An 18164-nucleotide genomic window follows, 5' to 3' on the forward strand; every position below is an offset into this window, starting at 1 on the left:
TAACCTGTTACTGATTCAACTTTTGGTAAGGCACATTTAACTTTTCTAACATTTTATATTGTTGTTCAAGTACCTGATTTATGGTTTTCGGCTGAAAACCAGCTTGAGACATATCGTCGACAATGTACTGCAACTCATCTTGCAAACTGGAACTCCATTTTCCTTGCCCTGCATCTACACGAGCATTTCTACGGGCATTTTGTCCATTGCTGATGATTGTATGTGGTAAATCTTTACCAGTTTCTAGGGTGATTGATGGGGCTAAATCAGCGTCATACCCGAACTCAGTAAGATTTTCCTTAGCCCATTGCTGCTGTAACCCATGATGTGACTGTAGCCTTCCATCATTCGGACCTCTCCCTTTTGGCTTTGGTAAGGAATCCTTATGCGTCTTATTAAAATACACATAATTTGTTTCAGGTATTTCGTTTGGAACAGCAGCCTTCTGTACTTGTGGCCGAGCAATCGCATTAACTTGCCTATATGGACCTTCCTTCGTTGCAGTTAACCCCGACGGGTCCACCCACCCAACCGGATTAGGCACATACTGATAGCTATTCGACCCACCCAACAATCCAACCGGGTCCTGCTGAGTAAACTCCCCCACCTGTGGATCATAGTACCTAAACCGATTGTAGTGCAGCCCGGTCTCTTCATCAAAATACTGCCCCTGAAAGCGGATCGGCTGTTCTATCTGATTCTTGTGGGCTAGGGCAATATTGCCATAGCTCTTATAGGCAACACTCCAAACTACTTCACCTTCCTGATTGGTAAGGGTATCAGGCGTTCCCAGATGATCCAGGTGGTAGTGGTAAACCTGTTCCTTCTCTTGCTTGCCTTCCTTTAGTGCAACCGGCTTGAAGGTACCCGGTTCAAAGTAGTAAGTCCGAGTATTCAGGTCTTGCTGGGTGTGGATATCAGCTTTATTTTCACGAAGCAGGATATTCCCATCCCAGAGGAAATTGGTGTGTTCACTATTGCTGCTCTTACCAATACGACGGCCCAGCGGATCGTACTGGTAGTGAATCTCCTGCTGAAGCTGTTCTGCCCCTTCTTCCAGTTTGAGTTTTTCTACTCGCACCAACTGTTGGCGACAGTTGTAGTGATAGCGGGTTTGCAGCTTCTGCCCTTTGCCGCGCAATTCGGCGATACGGTTGCCGTGAATATCGTAGCGGTAGTAGGTATCGCCACGGAAAGCTAAGCGATTGCCTTTGGCTTGAGTGGCACTGGCTTGCTGTTTCGCTCCATCCTTTGAGTTGGCGGCGGCCAGAATATTGTGTGCAGGATCGTGTACAAAATACTCGGGGTTGGGGCCATCTACCTGGGTGAGGCGATCCAGGGCGTCGTAGTGGTAGCTGCGTGTGCCACGCAGGCTATCCTCAATTTTAGAAATCTGGCCAGCTTTGTTGTATTGATAGCCGCGCTCCAATATGGAGTTTGCACTTTGGGTTGGTTCAGAGACTGGGCCGCTGGCTTTGTTTAGACGCAACTTTTGCAGCCGTCCCTGAGGATCATAATCCCGCTGACTCTCCAACCCATTGCCGTGCTGGCGCTGACTCTCCCGGCCCTGTTCATCGTGACTGATGCTGGTGATCAGCTGATCGGTGTCACCACCCACTGGGCGGCGGTGCAGGCTCTGGAATTGGCCGGCGGGGTTGAAGGCGAAGTTGAGCACTTCGCCATCGGGCAAGGTTGTGGCGATACGGTTGCCGGCGGCATCGTATTGATGGGTAAGCTTCTCTTTGCCCTGCCAGTCCGCAGTGACGCGGCCATTGGCATCGTACTCCCAGCGCAGTTTGCGCTGGCTATTTTCCGCTTCGATTAACTGGCCGCTGCGGTTGTAGCGGAAATTGGTAATCCCATCTGGAGTCACTTCCTCCAACATACGCCCGAAGGGGTCGCGTTCAAAGATCGTATCGATACCCTTGCCGGTTTCTGTATCCGTGATCGCTCTTGAGGCGATCAGATGGCCGGCGCGGTTGTAAGCGTAGCGGGTTACGCGGCCGTCGAAGCCCACTTCTTCGATAAGGCGTTCGTTGAGGTCATATTTAAGCTGGTAGCGCTCGCCATTTTCATTGGTGAGTCCGATTAAGTTGCGCTCGCCATCGTAGTGGTATTCCAGGCGGCTGCCATCTGGATTGGTGCGCGCCTTAACCTGGCTGAGCCCGTCGTAGGCGTAGCAGGTGCTGCGGCCTTCGGAGTCAGTAATTTCGGCAAGCAATCCTTGGGCGTTGTAGCTGTACTGGGTGCGGGCACCATCTGGGGTAATAACCGCATGGATACGATCTTGGCTGTCGTATTCGTAGCGGGTGACTTGGCCGGGGGCGTGTTGTACTTCTTGCAGGCGGCGGGCCATATCATAGCGATAGTGCTGGCTGCGGCCCATGGGGTCTTGGATTGCTGCGAGCCGACCTTCCGGGTTCCACAGGTAGCGGGTGGCATTGCCGAGGGGGTCGGTAACACTGCCGATCAGGCCGACCGGGTTATAGCTGTAGCGGGTGCTGTTGCCGAGGGCGTTGGTGGTGGCAACGATCTGGCCGTTTTTGTTGTATTCGCGCTGCCAGGTATTGCCAGATGGGTCGGTGACTTTGCCAGGCAAGCCTTCGCTGTTGTATTCAATGCGGTGGCTATTGCCGGCGGCATCGGTCTTTTGGGTCAGGCGCCCCTGATTGTCGTACTGATAGACCTCTTCACGCAGGCTGCCATCATCGCTGGGCAGCTGGACCTTGGTCACCTGGCCCAGTTCGTTGTAGCTGTAGAGGGTCTCTGCGCCTTCGGGGTCGCGGTGATAAATGGGTAGGGCGCGCTCATTAAAACGGTAGCGTTCCTGCCCGCCACGGGTATCGGTCACCGTAACTCCGTGGCCATCCTCGTCCCAGGCAAACGTATAGTTGTAGGTAGCCTGACCATTGATGGGATCGCCCCACTGGCGTATACAGCGGGCCGAGGGACCCTCTCTATCCCATTCAAAGTAAAAGCGGTAGCCGGTTTTTAAAGTGCGCTTAGTAATAACATGCTGGTGATATTCATAGTGCTCACTGTAGCCATCCACATCGGTGGCTTTTATCAGGTCGCCTTCGTCACTGTATTCGTACTGAGCCAGTATTTTAATGCGGCCATCGCGAGTTTCTTTCTTTAGCTCACCCATGCGCAGGCTGTTGCGCTGCCCTTCCGGTGGGCTGATATGTAGGGCTTCGCCGAGACTGCTCTCGATACAAATCAGGCGTTCGCCGATATAGTGGAACAGGTAGTAGTTACCGTAGCCATCGCGAATTTCAGAGAGTTTTAGAGTGCCACTCTCGCCTATCGCTTTAAAGTGTTTTTGTACGCCATTTAAGGCGCCGTAGGGGCTTAGCACCCAGTGCTCATCGCTTACTTGGGTGAGGGAGAGTTTTTCCACCACATTGTGGCTGCGCCCGCTATTGCCCGGTGTCGGCAAACTAATTACCCGACCCTCGGCATCATAAAACTTTACGGTTTTATTACCCGGGACCAGGCGCTCGTTTAAGGTGTGCGCCCAGCCGTGGCCCAGACCAAAATCTTCGCTATTACTACTGCGATAAGATCGGGTCAGGGTTAATGGCAGCGGGCCATCCAGCACCGCATCCACCAGGGATAAAAACTCCTCCCCGGTTTTTAAGTTAATTGGGTCACCGCTGTGATAGGAGTCTTCAGCACTCTGTGTGGCGTCACCTTCAGGTGTCTGTCCCAGTGCGCCAGTGGCGTTGTCTGGTTCGTTAGTATTGTCCGCCGGGTTATTTTGCGCTTCATTTGAGTCGCTGCTGTGTTCATTGGAGTTTGAGGTAGTAATATTCGAAATATCGAGGCTACTTGAAGAGGTAGCGTCGTTCCTTAAACTCTCTTGTATATCAACCTCAAGGGAACTAAAGTCGAAGAAATTGGCGCCATCACTGTTGGATGCCTGTTGTTGCTGGCCGCCTCTAGCTGTCGCTACGTTGGACACCTGCTCGATAATCAGCCGATTCTGTATTAGGGCGCGGTGAATTTCCCGTCCATAGATGGATAAATGGCTCGGGGGCTCAGATGCGGGGCCCAGAGAAAGAGCGCCCGAGGTGTCAGCTGGGGTACTTGCAGTGAGCAGGTTATAGGAATTAGATCCCGGGTCGAAAAAGTGCTGGTAAATTTTCTCGATTGCTGCATCGTCAAACATCGAAAGCAAATGGCCGGCATCGGCTTGGATGGGAGTACCAGTTTGAGATGCCCAGCCCATACGGACTTCGTACTGAATACCTTGTTTATCTTCAATATTTATCAGCATTGTATTTCCTTAAGTATTCACGTTTAGGGATAACCTGGCTAAATACATGACAAACTGAGGGTGCTGGGCAACTATAAATGACTTGGGCGACCTGTTGATTTAACTTATTTTTATAAGGGCTTCTAAAAACATGATTCACTTGACTGTAAGTGTGTGATTGTTTTAAGTAAGTATTGGTGTCGATTAAATTCGATTTTTAGAATTGTTAGTGATTTTCTATTAAAGCTAATGGAATACTAACGTTTAGACTTCCCTCTTTGTTTGAATTTTTAAAGCTGGGAGCCCAGTGTCGCCGGATGATACCGGGCTCTGAAGTCAATTAGATGAGATTACCGTAAATTCTATAAAAGTAATAGGGTAGGGATATCGAAGATGAAATCAAAATTGTATATGTTAACTAAAATATATTGCCGAAATTTTTTGTCTATATGGGGTTTGTAAGTCGCTAGAAGTTAGTGCAGCTAGCAATAGTGAAGTACAAGGCTTGATCGACAAGCTTGTATTCGAATCCTGCGCTGGCGCGTGTATAGCGAAATCTGAATAGATTTCTGAGCCAGATGACTCTATTGACGTTAAAAGATTCTGTAGAGGGGGGATGTGCAAAGGGTTCTAGATAAGGGTTAAGTTTATTGGTTGACGTATAGATATCGGTAGTTAATCGAATGTCGCGGAGTAAAATACTGCCAACGACCACTGAGATTGATACAGTCAAGTGAATAGCGAATCTCTGCGACTACTGTGGGGATGGTCTTCACGAAAGTTTTAATAGCCTATTTGATGTTTTACTCTGAGCTTAATGAAGCTTGGTAATATCTAAAAGACCATATTGATGGTTTTTTATTGGGCAATCCCATCAATGCTGCATCGCTTGGCTGAGTTTTTTAAAAAATGCTGCCGGCTCAGATTGTTCTAAGTGAACATTGAGAATCAGCGGTCCGTCAAATCTAGAGAAGGCCTTTAAGGCGTCACCGAAATCTTGCTCGGTACGAACCTCGTAGCCATTTAGCGCTTTATTACCACCAAAAGCCTCGGGAAGAAGATGGTAATTCCAAGGCTGGATATCATTGTAGGGGTCTTTAATCCCCGGGTGTATAGCGCGCTCACAACCGTATTCTGCATTGTTAAGAATAATAAGGAGTAGTTTAATTTTAAAGCGAACTAGCGTTGAAAGCTCCTGGCCGGTCATTTGAAAAGATCCGTCGCCATCAATACAGATCACACGTCTCTCCGGGTTGGCAATAGCCATGCCTGCGGCTGCCGGGAATGCAGAGCCCAGTGAGGCCCAGTTGCCCAGCCCAGCGGTAGTATTACCTTTGCGCAAACGCATCCGCGTGAGATTAATATAACCTCCGGTATTTCCCGTTATTATGTCGTTATCGTTAATAAAGTGTGCCAATTGCTGGTACAGACTATTGATAGTTATCGGTAGCTTACGCTCTATTTTTAGCGGCTTGGTATAGGTAAAGGGGAAGGTTTCTGCATAGCTGCGCTCTGGCATTTGAAAGCCTACTTCAGCCACTCGCTCGACAAGTGCCGGAAGTAGATCCCGAAAGTAGACGTTGGGGAATTCTTTGGTAAAAACGGATACGGAATCTTGATTTAAAGCAATATTGCTCTCGGGGGATATTTTAGCTGAGAATACCCCGGTGTTGAATTCTGTTAGCGGCATGCCGAGATTTAACAGTAGATCTGCATTTTCGACTTTATCCCTTACGCTCTTTTCAGACATGCAGCCCTGATAAAATCCTATACAGTTGGGTAGATACTCCAGGTAGCCCGCTTTGGCGTCGAAAGTAGTTACGAAAGGGATGCGAGTGCTTGCCAGAAAAATTTCAGCGATGGTTTCCTGTTGATTTCTGTCAATAAGAGTGCCGGCAAGTGCGCAGGGGTTATTGGCGTTATGTAGTGCTTGTGTAATGTGATCCAGGGCTCTAATTAATTGCTTGGGATCGCTGCTTGGGGGGGAGTAGTGCCAGGGGGGAATATCCGTTAGTTGTCGAGTTTGTAGGTTAAAGGGGATTTCCAGGTAGACCGGCCTGAGCTCGGTTAGCGCAGTTTTAATGCTGGAGTCAATCACTTCGATAAGCGGGTCGCCTTCCCGCAGTCGCACGCTGCTTGCAGTAATGGGAGCAAATACTCTCAGGCTGGCGTCAAAATCAGTACCTACAGCGTGGTGCAGCAGCTTCCGGCTGTTTAAGTCTATCTCTTTGGGGGCGCCTACTAAGATCAGTAGTGGAACCTGCTCGCTAAAGGCGCCTGCCACGGCATTGACTGTGTTAAAAGCTCCGGGGCCGTAGGTGGCGGCAACAACGCCCAGGCCTTTTATGCGGGCATAGCCGTCGGCCAGGTAGGCGGCATTTAGCTCATTACATGTGCCGATATGGGTAACTGGGCTTTCATCTTTTACCATTGTTTCAAAGAAGGGCAGCACATAATCGCCAGGAATACCAAATATATGTTGAATGCCAATAGTGGAAAGGCGCGAGAGAATAAATTCTGACAGGCTAGCCATGCTCTGACTTCCTTGGCTTTTGGGGTCTATGACGTCGTGTCGGTTGGATGCATACCGGCCTGAGATTGACTCAATCTAGCTATTGTAGCTGCCTCTTTGGTGGATTCTTGCAGTAATTGGCGATTTTCCATTTGGGCTAAGGTTGGGGTAAAAACGTAGAAATATAGGCTTAGAACTTTTTGTAGCGTAAGGCGATGGCCAGGATAAAAAGGAAGCTGAAAGAAAAAATCATTGAGAGAGTGGTAAATTGAATAGGCGCTATTTCCAGATATCCCTGGGTGAAACTATAAATGGCTGAAATAAAGGCGAAGGAAAAAGTGAGCAATGCAGATGCCATTCCGTGGCCCGCCTTTATATCTGCCATGGCAAAACTGCTTGACAAGGGGTTGAGGAATCCTACAACAAAGCAGCATAGGTAGAGAGAGCTTAGCAGGGGAAATAGGTCGCTGTGGTACTGCGAAAATATAAAGGTGGTTAGGGGGATAAATAGTGTTATCAATAGCCTCAGTGTTGGCAGCTTGTCGGAGTTAACGAGTGCCCGGAAGGTGAATATGCCGAGGATATAGGTAACGCTCAATCCGGAAACCACCAGATTCATTTGTGCGTAGGAAAGTGTTGCTGCATGCTTCAGTATTCCGTGGATATTTCCGATAATGGTCTGCATCACGAGGGCGTAGCCAGCGCCTGTTGAAAGCATATTGAGCATGCAGGTTTTTGTGGTCAGACACTGTTTCCATACTTTTAAAATGGTGTTTAACGCCAATAAGGGCTGTTGGTCTCGCCTTAAAACCAGTTGCGAGATAACCAGTGTGACCGCTTCTACGGTAATCATTATGTAGTAGGCAATTCTCCAATCAATAGGGATAAAGGTGCGGGCTAAAATGGAAGATAGAATTGGAGCGACAATAACGGTCAGCGATATAAATGAAGTCCTTTTTTTAATGGTTGCAGGGGAGTTTGAGTGGCGCAGCATCACAGAGCGGCCGACAGATGAGTAGCAGCCCGTACCACCTCCCACCAGAGCGCAACCCAGATGAAATATGCTGAGGCTATGAGAATTGGCTATAGTAAAAAGCCCCGCAATTGACATCATTTGGGCGTATTTTAGGACACGCTCAGCACTAAAAATATCGGATAACATACTCAGCACAATGGCAGAAATTGAGAACATCAAGTAGAGGGTGCTGATACCTAAGTGAACTTGGCTGACCTTAACTTGCAGGCTGTTAGCGATGGTATCGCTCAAAGGCATGGATAGCATCAGCGTCATATAGCTGACAGCTGTCAGGGCATAGGAGAGGTAGTGGAAATTGGGTTCGCTGGTCTTGTTCAATGGCTTAATCAGGAACTACTTGGCTTTTAAGTTGATATAGGCAAAAAATGTAGTCCATTAGAGCGCTTTATGTGCTAGTCACTCTTTGTTTTGCGCCATAAACGTAGGCGCATTTTATCATGTTCTAGACAGTCTCTTTTCATTTATGAATTTGGGCAAGCGTAAAGGCTCTGTGAGGGCGGGGCTTTTACTTTTTTAGCGTGCGCTTAGTTAATAGTTTTTGTGCAGGTCAGATATACATCCTGATGGCCGTTGGTAAAGCTGATACCCTCCAAAGTTAGCGTACCTAGTCCAAAAGGAAGCCCCCCGGCTTTGCCGGGGAGGCACGCATAGTTTGACAGTTCCGGAAGTCTCATAGTAACTCCAATGTGTGAGCCGCCAAGCAACACACAAGGAGTTACCATGAGACAGGTGGATAGTTTAAGTCACACGAAATGGGAGTGTAAGTACCATATAGTCTTTATTTCCAAGTTCCGCAGGAGAGCTTTATTTGGGCAGATACGAAGAGAATCGCCTGCGGTATTCCATTAGTTGGCTCGTCAGAAAAAGAGTCTGATTGAGGAGGGGTATGTGATGATTTCTATCCCACCGAAATATACAGTATCTCAGGTAGTGGGATATATAAAGGGAAAGAGTGCAATCTGTATAATGAGGACATTTATAGGAAAGCAGAGGAACTACGTAGGCCAGTATTTTGGGGCTAGGGGCTACTTTGCTTCTACTGTAGGCCGGGATGAAAAGGTGATCAGAGAGTATATTCGTAATCAGGAAAAGGAAGATCAGCGAATAGACCAGCTGAGTTTAGTTTAAAGACACAAGTAGCCCCCTTGGGGGGGAGGAACGTAGTTCCGTACAGACCGCTTTGAGCGGTTTACAATTAAAGCCCCCGGGGGATATTTACTTAAAAGTCATGCCTGCTACACGCGCCTTTAGCTAGGCTCGCTGATCAGGTAGGTCTGCCTGTCTAAACTTATTATGCCTTGCCTGATCTAAAGTAAAAGAGGGCATTAATTTCTTGGCCCTGTTTTGTAATAAGGCCATCTTCAAATGGGGCGAAAGCCTCCTGTAGGAGGATCACCGTTTAATGGTCTCCATTAAATGCTAACTACTAGCAAATGGCAACTGCAAGACCGTGAGGTCTTATGGGAGGAAGCCGCTAGCAAAGCTATGAGCTGACGAACAGAAACATCCTATAAGGCTTAGCCTGGAGGTGAGGTGGCCAGAACTTCGTAACGGTAGAGCAAATGATGCAATTGTGTAGTGAAAGTTCACGTTCTTATCTGGGGAGATTGGTTTAACTTGTTACTGTGAATCTGTCAGTGTGGCCGCTGACTCATTAGTAGGGCTATCCTACTGATATGTTTCCTGTCGGATAAACTTGAGGTGAGGCACTGCCATGACACTTAGCTTAGATAAAGACCTACTCGACACTATCGTTGGGTAGAAATTCATTACGGATAGGGAACGGCCCATTGCGGACCCATACGATGGGTGGTGTGATAGCCGGTAGTTAGAAACTACCGGCTATCCGATTTAGCTAATTGTTACCCGGATAATCCTTAGTATATTTGTTTAAATCTTTTAAGTCAGCCTTAACAAAGTTAATCGTTGATAGTGAAGAAGGGTTTCCAAACTCGTATTTACCATTTTTAGCGGAAATAAATTCGACACTTTCAATAAAGTTCTCGCTATTCTCAATAAATAGCTTTAATGGTAGCTGGGTGGTGCTTCTAAGTCCGTCTAGTTTTCTGGCATTGTAATTTAAGTTCGACTCGCCACTCCAAATAACGAATGCATACTCGTGATCTTCTATTTTATAGAAATTACCTTTTGTAATTTCTATTAGCTTAATTTCCTCGCAGGAGGATTTTTCATAAGAGTTTCCGAGGCAATTTTTAGAAGAGGGTTTGTATACACCAACAACATCCGCTTCATTTTTAGTGTTTGTGCATGCCAGCACAGAAAGTGTTAAAGCTATTAATGATAGATATTTAAAGCTCATTTTATTCACCAAGGATAATCTATAGTAATTCTTGTTTTTTGGTCTACCCAATCGTAGATGAGTTTTGCGTCACCAATTTCGGTGTGGATGCAACCTCCCGTTGGACCACCATTGCCAGCGTAGGTAGCCGGATTAGGCCACTCATGAATAAAAATCCCTCTTTGCCCCCATATCAGAATTGAATAATTCATGCGGCAAGGGAGAGTAACGCCGTCATAATCACAAACATATTCCTGGCTAAAGTAAGGATTAACCTTTGTTCCTTTCTTGTTTGGATCAATGGTCATGTCTACAGGATATTTTAATTTTTTTCACCGAGGCACCTAAACGTTTTGTACCCTCTGCACTCCAGTGACCCTTCTCCAAGCTTGTTCATTGTGATATGTACCCGTTTCATTATATTTCCTTTTGTAGGTATTTGGGTTATGTTTTTAGCTAACGAGGCTGTAGGAAAACAGTTCCGGCGTGTACCTTTTGTTGTCATACTTTACCTCGTTTGGTGGTTTTACCATCTTAGCGAAGTATCCGGAAGTATTAGACCACTACAAGGTTCCACTACCACTCAGCATTCTGTTTTAAAATTTTTGTAATGGATTGTGCAATTTCCCATCGTGGAGTATTGCTTGAGTTAGTAAGGAGAATTAACGCATTTTGACTATCAGGGTAAGTAAGGATAAGTGATTTATAGCCTCTAATGCTACCTGGGTGTCTGGCGATTTTATCATTTGAGCTTTTATATACTTGCCACCCCAGCCCCATATATATTTCCCCCCAAGAGGTTTTTACTTGAGGCTCTAACATATCTTTGTATGTTTGTTTACTCAAAAGAGACGAATTGCCACTAAGTGTTAATGTAAGCCACAGGCTTAGATCGTGTACACTTGAAATTAATCCTTCGCTTGGGTTAAAAGATAAGTCATAAGGTCTCTGGTCTAATTTATCTATTAATTTGCCCTTGTATGTTGGTTCTGCTTCAGAAAAATAAGTATTTGCACCATTAAAATAACCACTTTTATTCATTTTTGCAGGTATCAAAATATTGGCATGCAGATACTTTTCATAACTCTCTCCAGAAGCAGCACTTATGATCGCACCTAAAATATTATAATTGGTGTCACTATATTCAAAACCCTGGGTTTCAGTATTTTTTGGTAAGGATTGTTTGACGGTGTCTAAGTATGAGCTTATTGTTCTTTGCTTTTCAAAATTCACCGGCTTTATTGCGTCATCTAACCCTGAAGAATGAGTAAGCAGCTGCTTAACAGTAATATTGCTATCTGTAAAGTCTGGCAAATATCGGCCTACTTTTTCATTTAGGTCTATCTCGTTTTTTTCTACTAACTGCATTATGGCTTGAGCAGTAAATAGCTTGGAAATTGAAGCTGTGCGAAACAGTGACTCTGAATTTGTAGCTTTTTTCTGCTCTTCATCAATAAAGCCGAAACCTTTAATGTAAGTTACTTCGCCAGATGTGATTACTGCTACGGACATAGATGGGATATCATTTTTTATCCGAATATTTTCTAGGGTAAGTGTCAGCTCATCATGAATACTTGCTTTATTGGCAAGTGCACTAGAAGAGGCGAGAAAAAGTATTGTTAAAATTAATTTATACACGGGGCTACCTTGTGGGACTTAACAGCTATATAGTAATCATCGTGATCACTATTATCCTGATTGCTATTCTGGAATCAATCCGACGCCGTGATTAGAAAACATTGCTTAGCTAAAAAATTTGCCCAATATTGGGTCGACTGTGCCAAGTATAAAAATAGTCACTTTGACTATTATCCATTTCAAATAAAGGCTGCCTTTGTAACTTATTGTATTTCATCAGATTTTTGTCTGATAAAGCTGTTCTACAGAATAACAGTCCTATGATTCATGGATGTCCTATATCCTATTGCCACGAGTTAAAGGACTGGGTTTGCCTACCGGTATGTTTCCAGTCGGATAAAGTTAAGGCAGCACACTGTCATGGCGCTACAGATGAGCAGCCGCTCGACACTATTGTTGGGTAGGGGTTCAACGGATGGGGAATCGGCCATTGTGGACTGGCACGATGGGTGGTGTGGGGGCCGATAGCTAGAAACTACCGGCTACTCAATTTATGCGCCTGTCCCTGCCTAATCACAGCGACATCTATGTGGTTACCAAATAGTACTTATTTACGGCTAGCCCACGGAGATTTATTTTCAAAAGTTGAGATATACAGGCTCTCAACTTTATCGCGCGCCCACTGGGTTTTGCGTAAAAACTTGAGCGAAGACTTAATTGATGGGTCGCTCTTAAAGCAATTGATATTAATCCTATCTGCCAAACCATCCCAGCCATAATGCTCCTGCAAACGTGTAACAACTTTCTCAAGAGTAATACCATGTAGCAGATTTTTTGGTTGTTCTTTACTCATTCTTCAATCAATACTCTATGTTTAATGACGCATAATTCCGCGAGTATGAGCGAAGTACGCATCACTGTGTCCCATGCCTTGCGTTGGTACGCCCAGCATGGGCGTGAACTAATGGGGTGAAAGTCCTCTGTAGGAAGATCACCATTTAATGGGTTCCATTAAATGCTAACTACTCGTGAATGGCAACTGCAAGACCGTGAAGTATTGTGGGGAGGAAGCCACTAGCAAAGCTACGAGCTGACAAACAGAAACATGATATAAGGCTTAGCCTGGAGGCGAGGTAGTCAAGGATACCGAAGCCATGTGGTCTAACGGGTAGAGTAAATGATGCAGTTGTGTAGCGAAAGTTCACGTTCTTATCTAGGGAGATCTGTTTAGCTTGCTACTGTGAAACTGTCGAGTTGATCTAGACACCCGAGTTGATCTAGACGCCCACTGAACAGAAGGTATAAGCCGCCAGCCCTATTGACAAAGGGCGAAAACACTACAGAATACTGGATATTAATCCAGATAAATGTATGTTCAGCTGATGACTCTACCCCGAAGCAGTCAGATATCTCTTAATGCAACCCCTTATTACCACTGCGTATCCCGCTGTGTGCGGCGAGCATTCCTTTGTGGTCGGGATACTGAATCAGGGAGAGATTACGAACATCGGCGTGAATGGATTGAAAATCATATGCGGCAATTAGCCGGGATTTTTGCGCTGGATATTGCCGCCTATGCAGTTATGAGCAATCACTACCATGTAGTACTCTACATCGACAAAAAATCTGCTGATAAGTGGTCTCTTGCGGAGGTAATTATCCTCTGGGAGAAGCTGTTTCGGGCTCCCTCTCTGGCTCTGCGCTATCTCAAAGGCGATACCCTCGATCACTGTAAGCTGAAAAAACTAAAAGAAGTCACTGCTATATGGCGGGAACGCTTAACAGATATCAGTTGGTTTATGCGCTGTTTAAACGAGTCTATCGCCCGGCAAGCCAATGCTGAAGACAAGTGTACAGGCCGTTTTTGGGAGGGGCGATTTACGTCGCAGGCTTTACTGGATGAAAAAGCCCTCGCCGCTTGCATGGCCTATGTAGACCTAAACCCTATCCGTGCTAATATTGCCAAAACGCCAGAAGACTCTGGTTACACCTCTATTCAACTGCGTATTCGCTCTGCAATCACCGCTGAGCAACCCAAAAGTTTACTGCCGTTTGTGGGAGATGAGCGCTTAAGTATGCCAAAAGGGTTACCTTTTCAGCTGGGTCATTATTTCGAATTGGTGGATTGGAGTGGGCGGCATCTAGATCCCAGAAAGCGCGGCGCTATCGCTGAGAATACCCCTCCCATCCTTGAACGCCTGGGTATTTCACCTGAGCACTGGCTTTACCTGAACCGAAATTTTGAAAGCCGATTTAAAGGTTTGGTCGGGTCGGTTGAAGCAGTACGGAAAGCCTGTAACTTGTTGAATAAACGCTGGGCCCAAGGTGTGCATGATTGCCAGAAGTTTCTCTCTTACCCTTCATCTCAACTCAATTGAATCATTTTTTATCCCGCCGATCGATCCCCGTCCGCCCTGTGTGCTGAAAGCTCTGCACATCAAAAATAGACAAAATACTCCGCATATTCGTGCTTCGATGCTCCTCTGGCGAGCATGGCTTTTTATTTTGCCGTTTTCTCCCTCTCCTACATGATTCATGAGCATGATTCATGGGCGTCCTATTTGTGCAATGGGTGTCCTATTTGTGCTATTTGTGTTCACCGTCAATTATGACAAGTTCAAATCATAATCCCGCTTTGCTGCAAATTTAATCGAATTTAGAATTCCATCGATATCTTGGAGTTTCTCATCGAAGACTAACTTCTGCTCTTCATCGGTTGTCATTTCTGACATCTTTTCAAGGCGCTCCTCGTAGTGCTTAAGCGCTTCCCAAAGAATATTATATTCGCTGATAATTGGGTTTATCCCTCTATCCGACATTCTTAATCTCCTTTCCGTTTAATTTAACAACCTTAGATCGATCAAGCCCGAACTCCTCAATAAACCCCAAATATTTTTTGAGAGACATAGTTGTTTCTGGTTCAATCATATAATGGCCTTCATGTCCGGGGCACGATTCATGGGTGTCCTATTTGTGTTCCTGCATACCATTGCTTCCACGTTTTCATGTCAATTTTTAACGCCGCTGCTGCACACTTGGCTATTTCGGGTGTTCCTAACTCAGATCCATCAGGAAATCCTGATGAGTGCACTGGAGGAGAAATAAGGACAAAACTAATTAACAATTTTTTCATCTTTGAGGCTCCATTTTGGTTGACGAGGGTGTAGAAAATTCAGTCCTCTTTTCGTATTGTGCTTCTACGTGAAAAATAGCCTACCGTCAGTGAAAACTAAATCAGAATTCACGTAGAATTACTATATGTGGTCAATCTTTGATCATACTTGAAGGGCCGTAGATGTACATTAGTTTTTCTACAGCCTGAGCGCCCAGTACACGGGCGGCCGAAGCAAAGCGGAGGCCGTCTAGCCTGCAATTCTGCTGGCAATCGTGCTGTTGTTTGTTAAACAAAAGATCTAGACACCCATCAAACAAAAATCATAAGTTGCCAACCCTGTTGGGCATGATCCATGGGTGTCCCATTTGTGTGTTATATTACGTTACTATTTGATGCTTGATAATATATGCGCTAATTTTTCTTTTGTTTTTCTTATAGGTAATTGTTGAGATAAATCTATCTCACCATTACTTACAGCTGTTTCAATAGATTTTTCCATTTTTTGGCAGGCTCGTTGAAATGCAACTTGATTGCCCTTGGATAGTTTTTCATAACAAGAACTGTAGAAATCACTGTACATATCTACTTGCCTATATTTATAAACATCGTTATCTAATCTGTCTAATAAAGCGTGAGCTTTTGAAAACCCTTCAAAAATTTTATGAGCCTCATTTTTCGTCATTGTGACCAATAAGTGTAACCTAGCCTGTTGATTATCTATGTTGCTTGTATGGTATCTATCTTTCTTCCTTGCAAGGGCATACGCCGAGTCTAGAAATTGCTGAGCTTTTGAGTATTCTTTGAAAGTTATATTGGCCATTCCGTACTGTAGCCAAAAGTGAGGGTCACTTTTAAGCCAATTAACTGAAACTTTTAAATTCTCATAGTATCGCTTTAAGTTACCTTTCTTATTTGTATCCGACAATAATCTTTCAACAAAGGAGAATCTTAAAGTTGCAAGAAATATAGTTCGCTGCTCATAATCTTTTACTCTGTATTCATTAAACCGTTTAGCAATCTTCTGTAAAGTAGATGTGACATACGAAGGAGAAAAATGATGCCTAATAAGAGATAAACAAAACAAACTAGATTTTGTTTTTATCCCATCCCGATTCATATGGAATAAGTTTTTGAAGTTTTTATTGTTTTTTAGGGTTGATGAATATATCCTATCATTACCTGATATATCAGAAATAATGCTGCTTTTACAAGGTATGTCAAGTACTTCAGCTAATGCTATAGAAAATATAGTATCCTTGATTTCATTGTCATCCATTAGTGGCAATAGTTCGTTTGAAACTCGATCTCTAAATTGCGGGGAGTTAAACAAATTTAGTAAGGTTAAAGATAGCTGAGAGTTATTTTTAGTTCTTATAAACCTGACTTTTTGATGATTTGATAGCCCCGCTTTATCACCCCACATACCCAAGTTATCAATAATATCTACTAAAGCTAAAATTTCATTCTTGGCTAGTTCATCAAGGCAAATTTCACTATATTCAAAATTTATTTCTTTTAAATGGGGGCGAAGTCGTTCATGTTCTGCTGTACGAGATGTAGCGATAACATTAATGTTATCAGGCAATGAAAGTGAATAATGTTTTAGTAGGTCAAGATATCGCTCATATCCATCTAAGGTCACTATGACTTTTTTACCTAATTTTGAAAGGTGATCAATGTCAGAAATATAATCACCTTCGATGTCATCTACGAAATAACATTCAAAAGAGCTTGCGGTTAAATAACTATGAAGTTGAGATGTTAAAATACTTTTACCATTACCCATATCACTATATAAAACAACGTTTTTACCACCGACTACAAACTCTTTAATCAAATCTAAACTTTCCCTCACTATAAGAGAAGGAATCACTTGCTCACTTAATACTGCGTCATCAATGGAAGCTGAACTTATATGACCGAACATTATCATAGCTTCCACGTCAGCATCTCTGACATCAATCTTATCGTGAGATAAGTCATATGGAGCTAGGGACTGGAGGTGATACTCAGAATCATACCCAGAAATACTTTCTGAATTTTCTTTTATTAATTCAGCGAAACCTTCTACTCCAATAGGAATAATGTTGCCGAATTTGGATAAGGTAAAAGATGTCTTAGGGTTAGGGTTCTCACGTGTAATAAAATAGGTTTTTTCTTTTAGTTCACTATTTTCAAACAATATTTTTTGAATCTCAAGATCATACATTGAGTAACCAACAAAAACTATTGCACTACACCGATCTAGATCTTTTTTAAAATAATAATGCCAGTCTGATTTTGTAAAAGAATCAGGGGAAATGTAAGACGAGGTGGATAATTTGAAAGTGGATTCAATACTATCTTCATTTAAACTATCAATTGAACCATTCAAATGTATACACAAGCTTTCTTTTTTATAGTAAGTATCCGTTGGGAAGCTAACGTCAATGCATTCAACTAAGTTTCCTGCCTTGGCTGATGCCATCTCGATACTTTTATCATAATTGGTTGTATAAAAACGACGCCATTTAGCACTGCAGATCTCGTCATGAATTCTATTGGTTTGTGTGAGCGTGTACTTTTCTTTAAGGAACTGAATTAGGTTAGATACATTGTGGTTTTCAATGTAATAGTCTGTTGCAAAGCGAAGGTCATCGTCTATCGGGAAGCCTCCCAGTTTACATATTTCATTAGCCAAATCCTTAGCAGCAGACGGCTCTTCGTCATTTACATTTTTTGTCAGGCTAGAGAAGCCAGCCCCTGTAAATAATATTGCTTGACCTGTTGAGATATGTTCAATTAACTCACTTGCATTAACATCTTGTTTTTTTAATTTTGTTCTATCTATGCCAATGTCCAAAATGCACCATTCCTTTTTAAGTGATATAACATTTATATAGTAATAATTCTGATCACCATTATCCTCATCACCATCCTGGAATCAATCTTACGCCTTGCCTAAAAGTTGCTGTTCAAATCAAAAACCTACCTGCTTTTATGTCAATCGTAACAAATGTAAAAATGATTACTTTGGTTACATATCCCAAGTATGGACTCATCTATTAATCAATAATATTTCAACAAATTTTTACCTATCAAAGCCGTTCTGAAAAAAATAATGGTCAAACTGATCAAAAATATCTCGGTGCAGCCTTTTTATTACTTGCCGGGGCTAACACATATAGAGCTGGTGTTGAGCAAAGCAACGGCCTGGCTGTTTGCAAAACTAAAGAGCCACTGAATGATTTCATGGTGCCTCTGGCTTACAGAGCGATTCAACTCCGCATTGCGACTTCCTTAAAGATCTAGACATTTCTGCGTAGCTGCGCCTTGACTGTGAACTGTTCTGTAAGTCAGAGGCATCAAGGAGTTGCTCAGAGGTTC

General features: G+C 44.0%; 11 protein-coding genes and 1 pseudogene. 2 read left to right on the forward strand and 10 right to left on the reverse strand.

Going from position 1 to position 18164, the window contains the following annotated elements:
• Nucleotides 1–7: 7 nt before the first annotated feature.
• The 3 genes from ACJJIF_RS20945 to ACJJIF_RS20955 all read right to left on the reverse strand — a co-directional run bounded on the left by ACJJIF_RS20945 (nucleotide 8) and on the right by ACJJIF_RS20955 (nucleotide 8124).
• Nucleotides 8–4279: an RHS repeat-associated core domain-containing protein gene (locus ACJJIF_RS20945; protein WP_444930190.1), complete on the reverse strand. Its 4272-nt coding sequence runs from the start codon at nucleotides 4277–4279 to the stop codon at nucleotides 8–10.
• An 853-nt stretch (nucleotides 4280–5132) separates the two neighbouring features.
• Nucleotides 5133–6791 (reverse strand): alpha-keto acid decarboxylase family protein, encoded by a 1659-nt coding sequence (locus ACJJIF_RS20950; protein WP_444930191.1) that lies wholly within the window; start codon nucleotides 6789–6791, stop codon nucleotides 5133–5135.
• A gap of 169 nt (nucleotides 6792–6960) precedes the next feature.
• Nucleotides 6961–8124, reverse strand: coding sequence for an MFS transporter (locus ACJJIF_RS20955; protein WP_444930192.1), 1164 nt, complete (start codon nucleotides 8122–8124; stop codon nucleotides 6961–6963).
• Nucleotides 8125–8526: 402 nt separating this feature from the next.
• Between ACJJIF_RS20955 and tnpA the strand changes: the two are divergent.
• A pseudogene (gene tnpA, locus ACJJIF_RS20960) lies at nucleotides 8527–8934 on the forward strand (IS200/IS605 family transposase).
• 727 nt (nucleotides 8935–9661) lie between these two features.
• Here the strand turns inward: tnpA and ACJJIF_RS20965 are convergent.
• The 4 genes from ACJJIF_RS20965 to ACJJIF_RS20980 all read right to left on the reverse strand — a co-directional run bounded on the left by ACJJIF_RS20965 (nucleotide 9662) and on the right by ACJJIF_RS20980 (nucleotide 12536).
• Nucleotides 9662–10126 (reverse strand): hypothetical protein, encoded by a 465-nt coding sequence (locus ACJJIF_RS20965; RefSeq protein ID WP_444930193.1) that lies wholly within the window; start codon nucleotides 10124–10126, stop codon nucleotides 9662–9664.
• Between the two features lie 5 nt (nucleotides 10127–10131).
• Nucleotides 10132–10413, reverse strand: coding sequence for a L,D-transpeptidase family protein (locus ACJJIF_RS20970; RefSeq protein WP_444930194.1), 282 nt, complete (start codon nucleotides 10411–10413; stop codon nucleotides 10132–10134).
• 268 nt (nucleotides 10414–10681) lie between these two features.
• Nucleotides 10682–11743 (reverse strand): serine hydrolase domain-containing protein, encoded by a 1062-nt coding sequence (locus ACJJIF_RS20975; protein WP_444930195.1) that lies wholly within the window; start codon nucleotides 11741–11743, stop codon nucleotides 10682–10684.
• 547 nt (nucleotides 11744–12290) lie between these two features.
• Nucleotides 12291–12536, reverse strand: a complete 246-nt coding sequence (locus ACJJIF_RS20980) for a VF530 family protein (protein WP_444930196.1) — start codon at nucleotides 12534–12536, stop codon at nucleotides 12291–12293.
• A 679-nt stretch (nucleotides 12537–13215) separates the two neighbouring features.
• Here ACJJIF_RS20980 and ACJJIF_RS20985 point away from each other — a divergent pair.
• Complete coding sequence (locus tag ACJJIF_RS20985) at nucleotides 13216–14061, forward strand: transposase (protein WP_444930197.1); 846 nt, start codon at nucleotides 13216–13218, stop codon at nucleotides 14059–14061.
• Between the two features lie 228 nt (nucleotides 14062–14289).
• Here ACJJIF_RS20985 and ACJJIF_RS20990 read toward each other — a convergent pair whose 3' ends face one another.
• The 3 genes from ACJJIF_RS20990 to ACJJIF_RS21000 form a co-directional block, all read right to left on the reverse strand.
• The gene (locus ACJJIF_RS20990) at nucleotides 14290–14502 is read right to left on the reverse strand and encodes a hypothetical protein (RefSeq protein WP_444930198.1); all 213 of its coding nucleotides are present in this window, start codon (nucleotides 14500–14502) and stop codon (nucleotides 14290–14292) included.
• A 137-nt stretch (nucleotides 14503–14639) separates the two neighbouring features.
• The gene (locus ACJJIF_RS20995) at nucleotides 14640–14816 is read right to left on the reverse strand and encodes a hypothetical protein (protein ID WP_444930199.1); all 177 of its coding nucleotides are present in this window, start codon (nucleotides 14814–14816) and stop codon (nucleotides 14640–14642) included.
• A 367-nt stretch (nucleotides 14817–15183) separates the two neighbouring features.
• Nucleotides 15184–17640: an SIR2 family protein gene (locus tag ACJJIF_RS21000; protein WP_444930200.1), complete on the reverse strand. Its 2457-nt coding sequence runs from the start codon at nucleotides 17638–17640 to the stop codon at nucleotides 15184–15186.
• Nucleotides 17641–18164: the final 524 nt, after the last annotated feature.

The organism is Microbulbifer regidiadema (SeqCode), assembly GCF_052467605.1.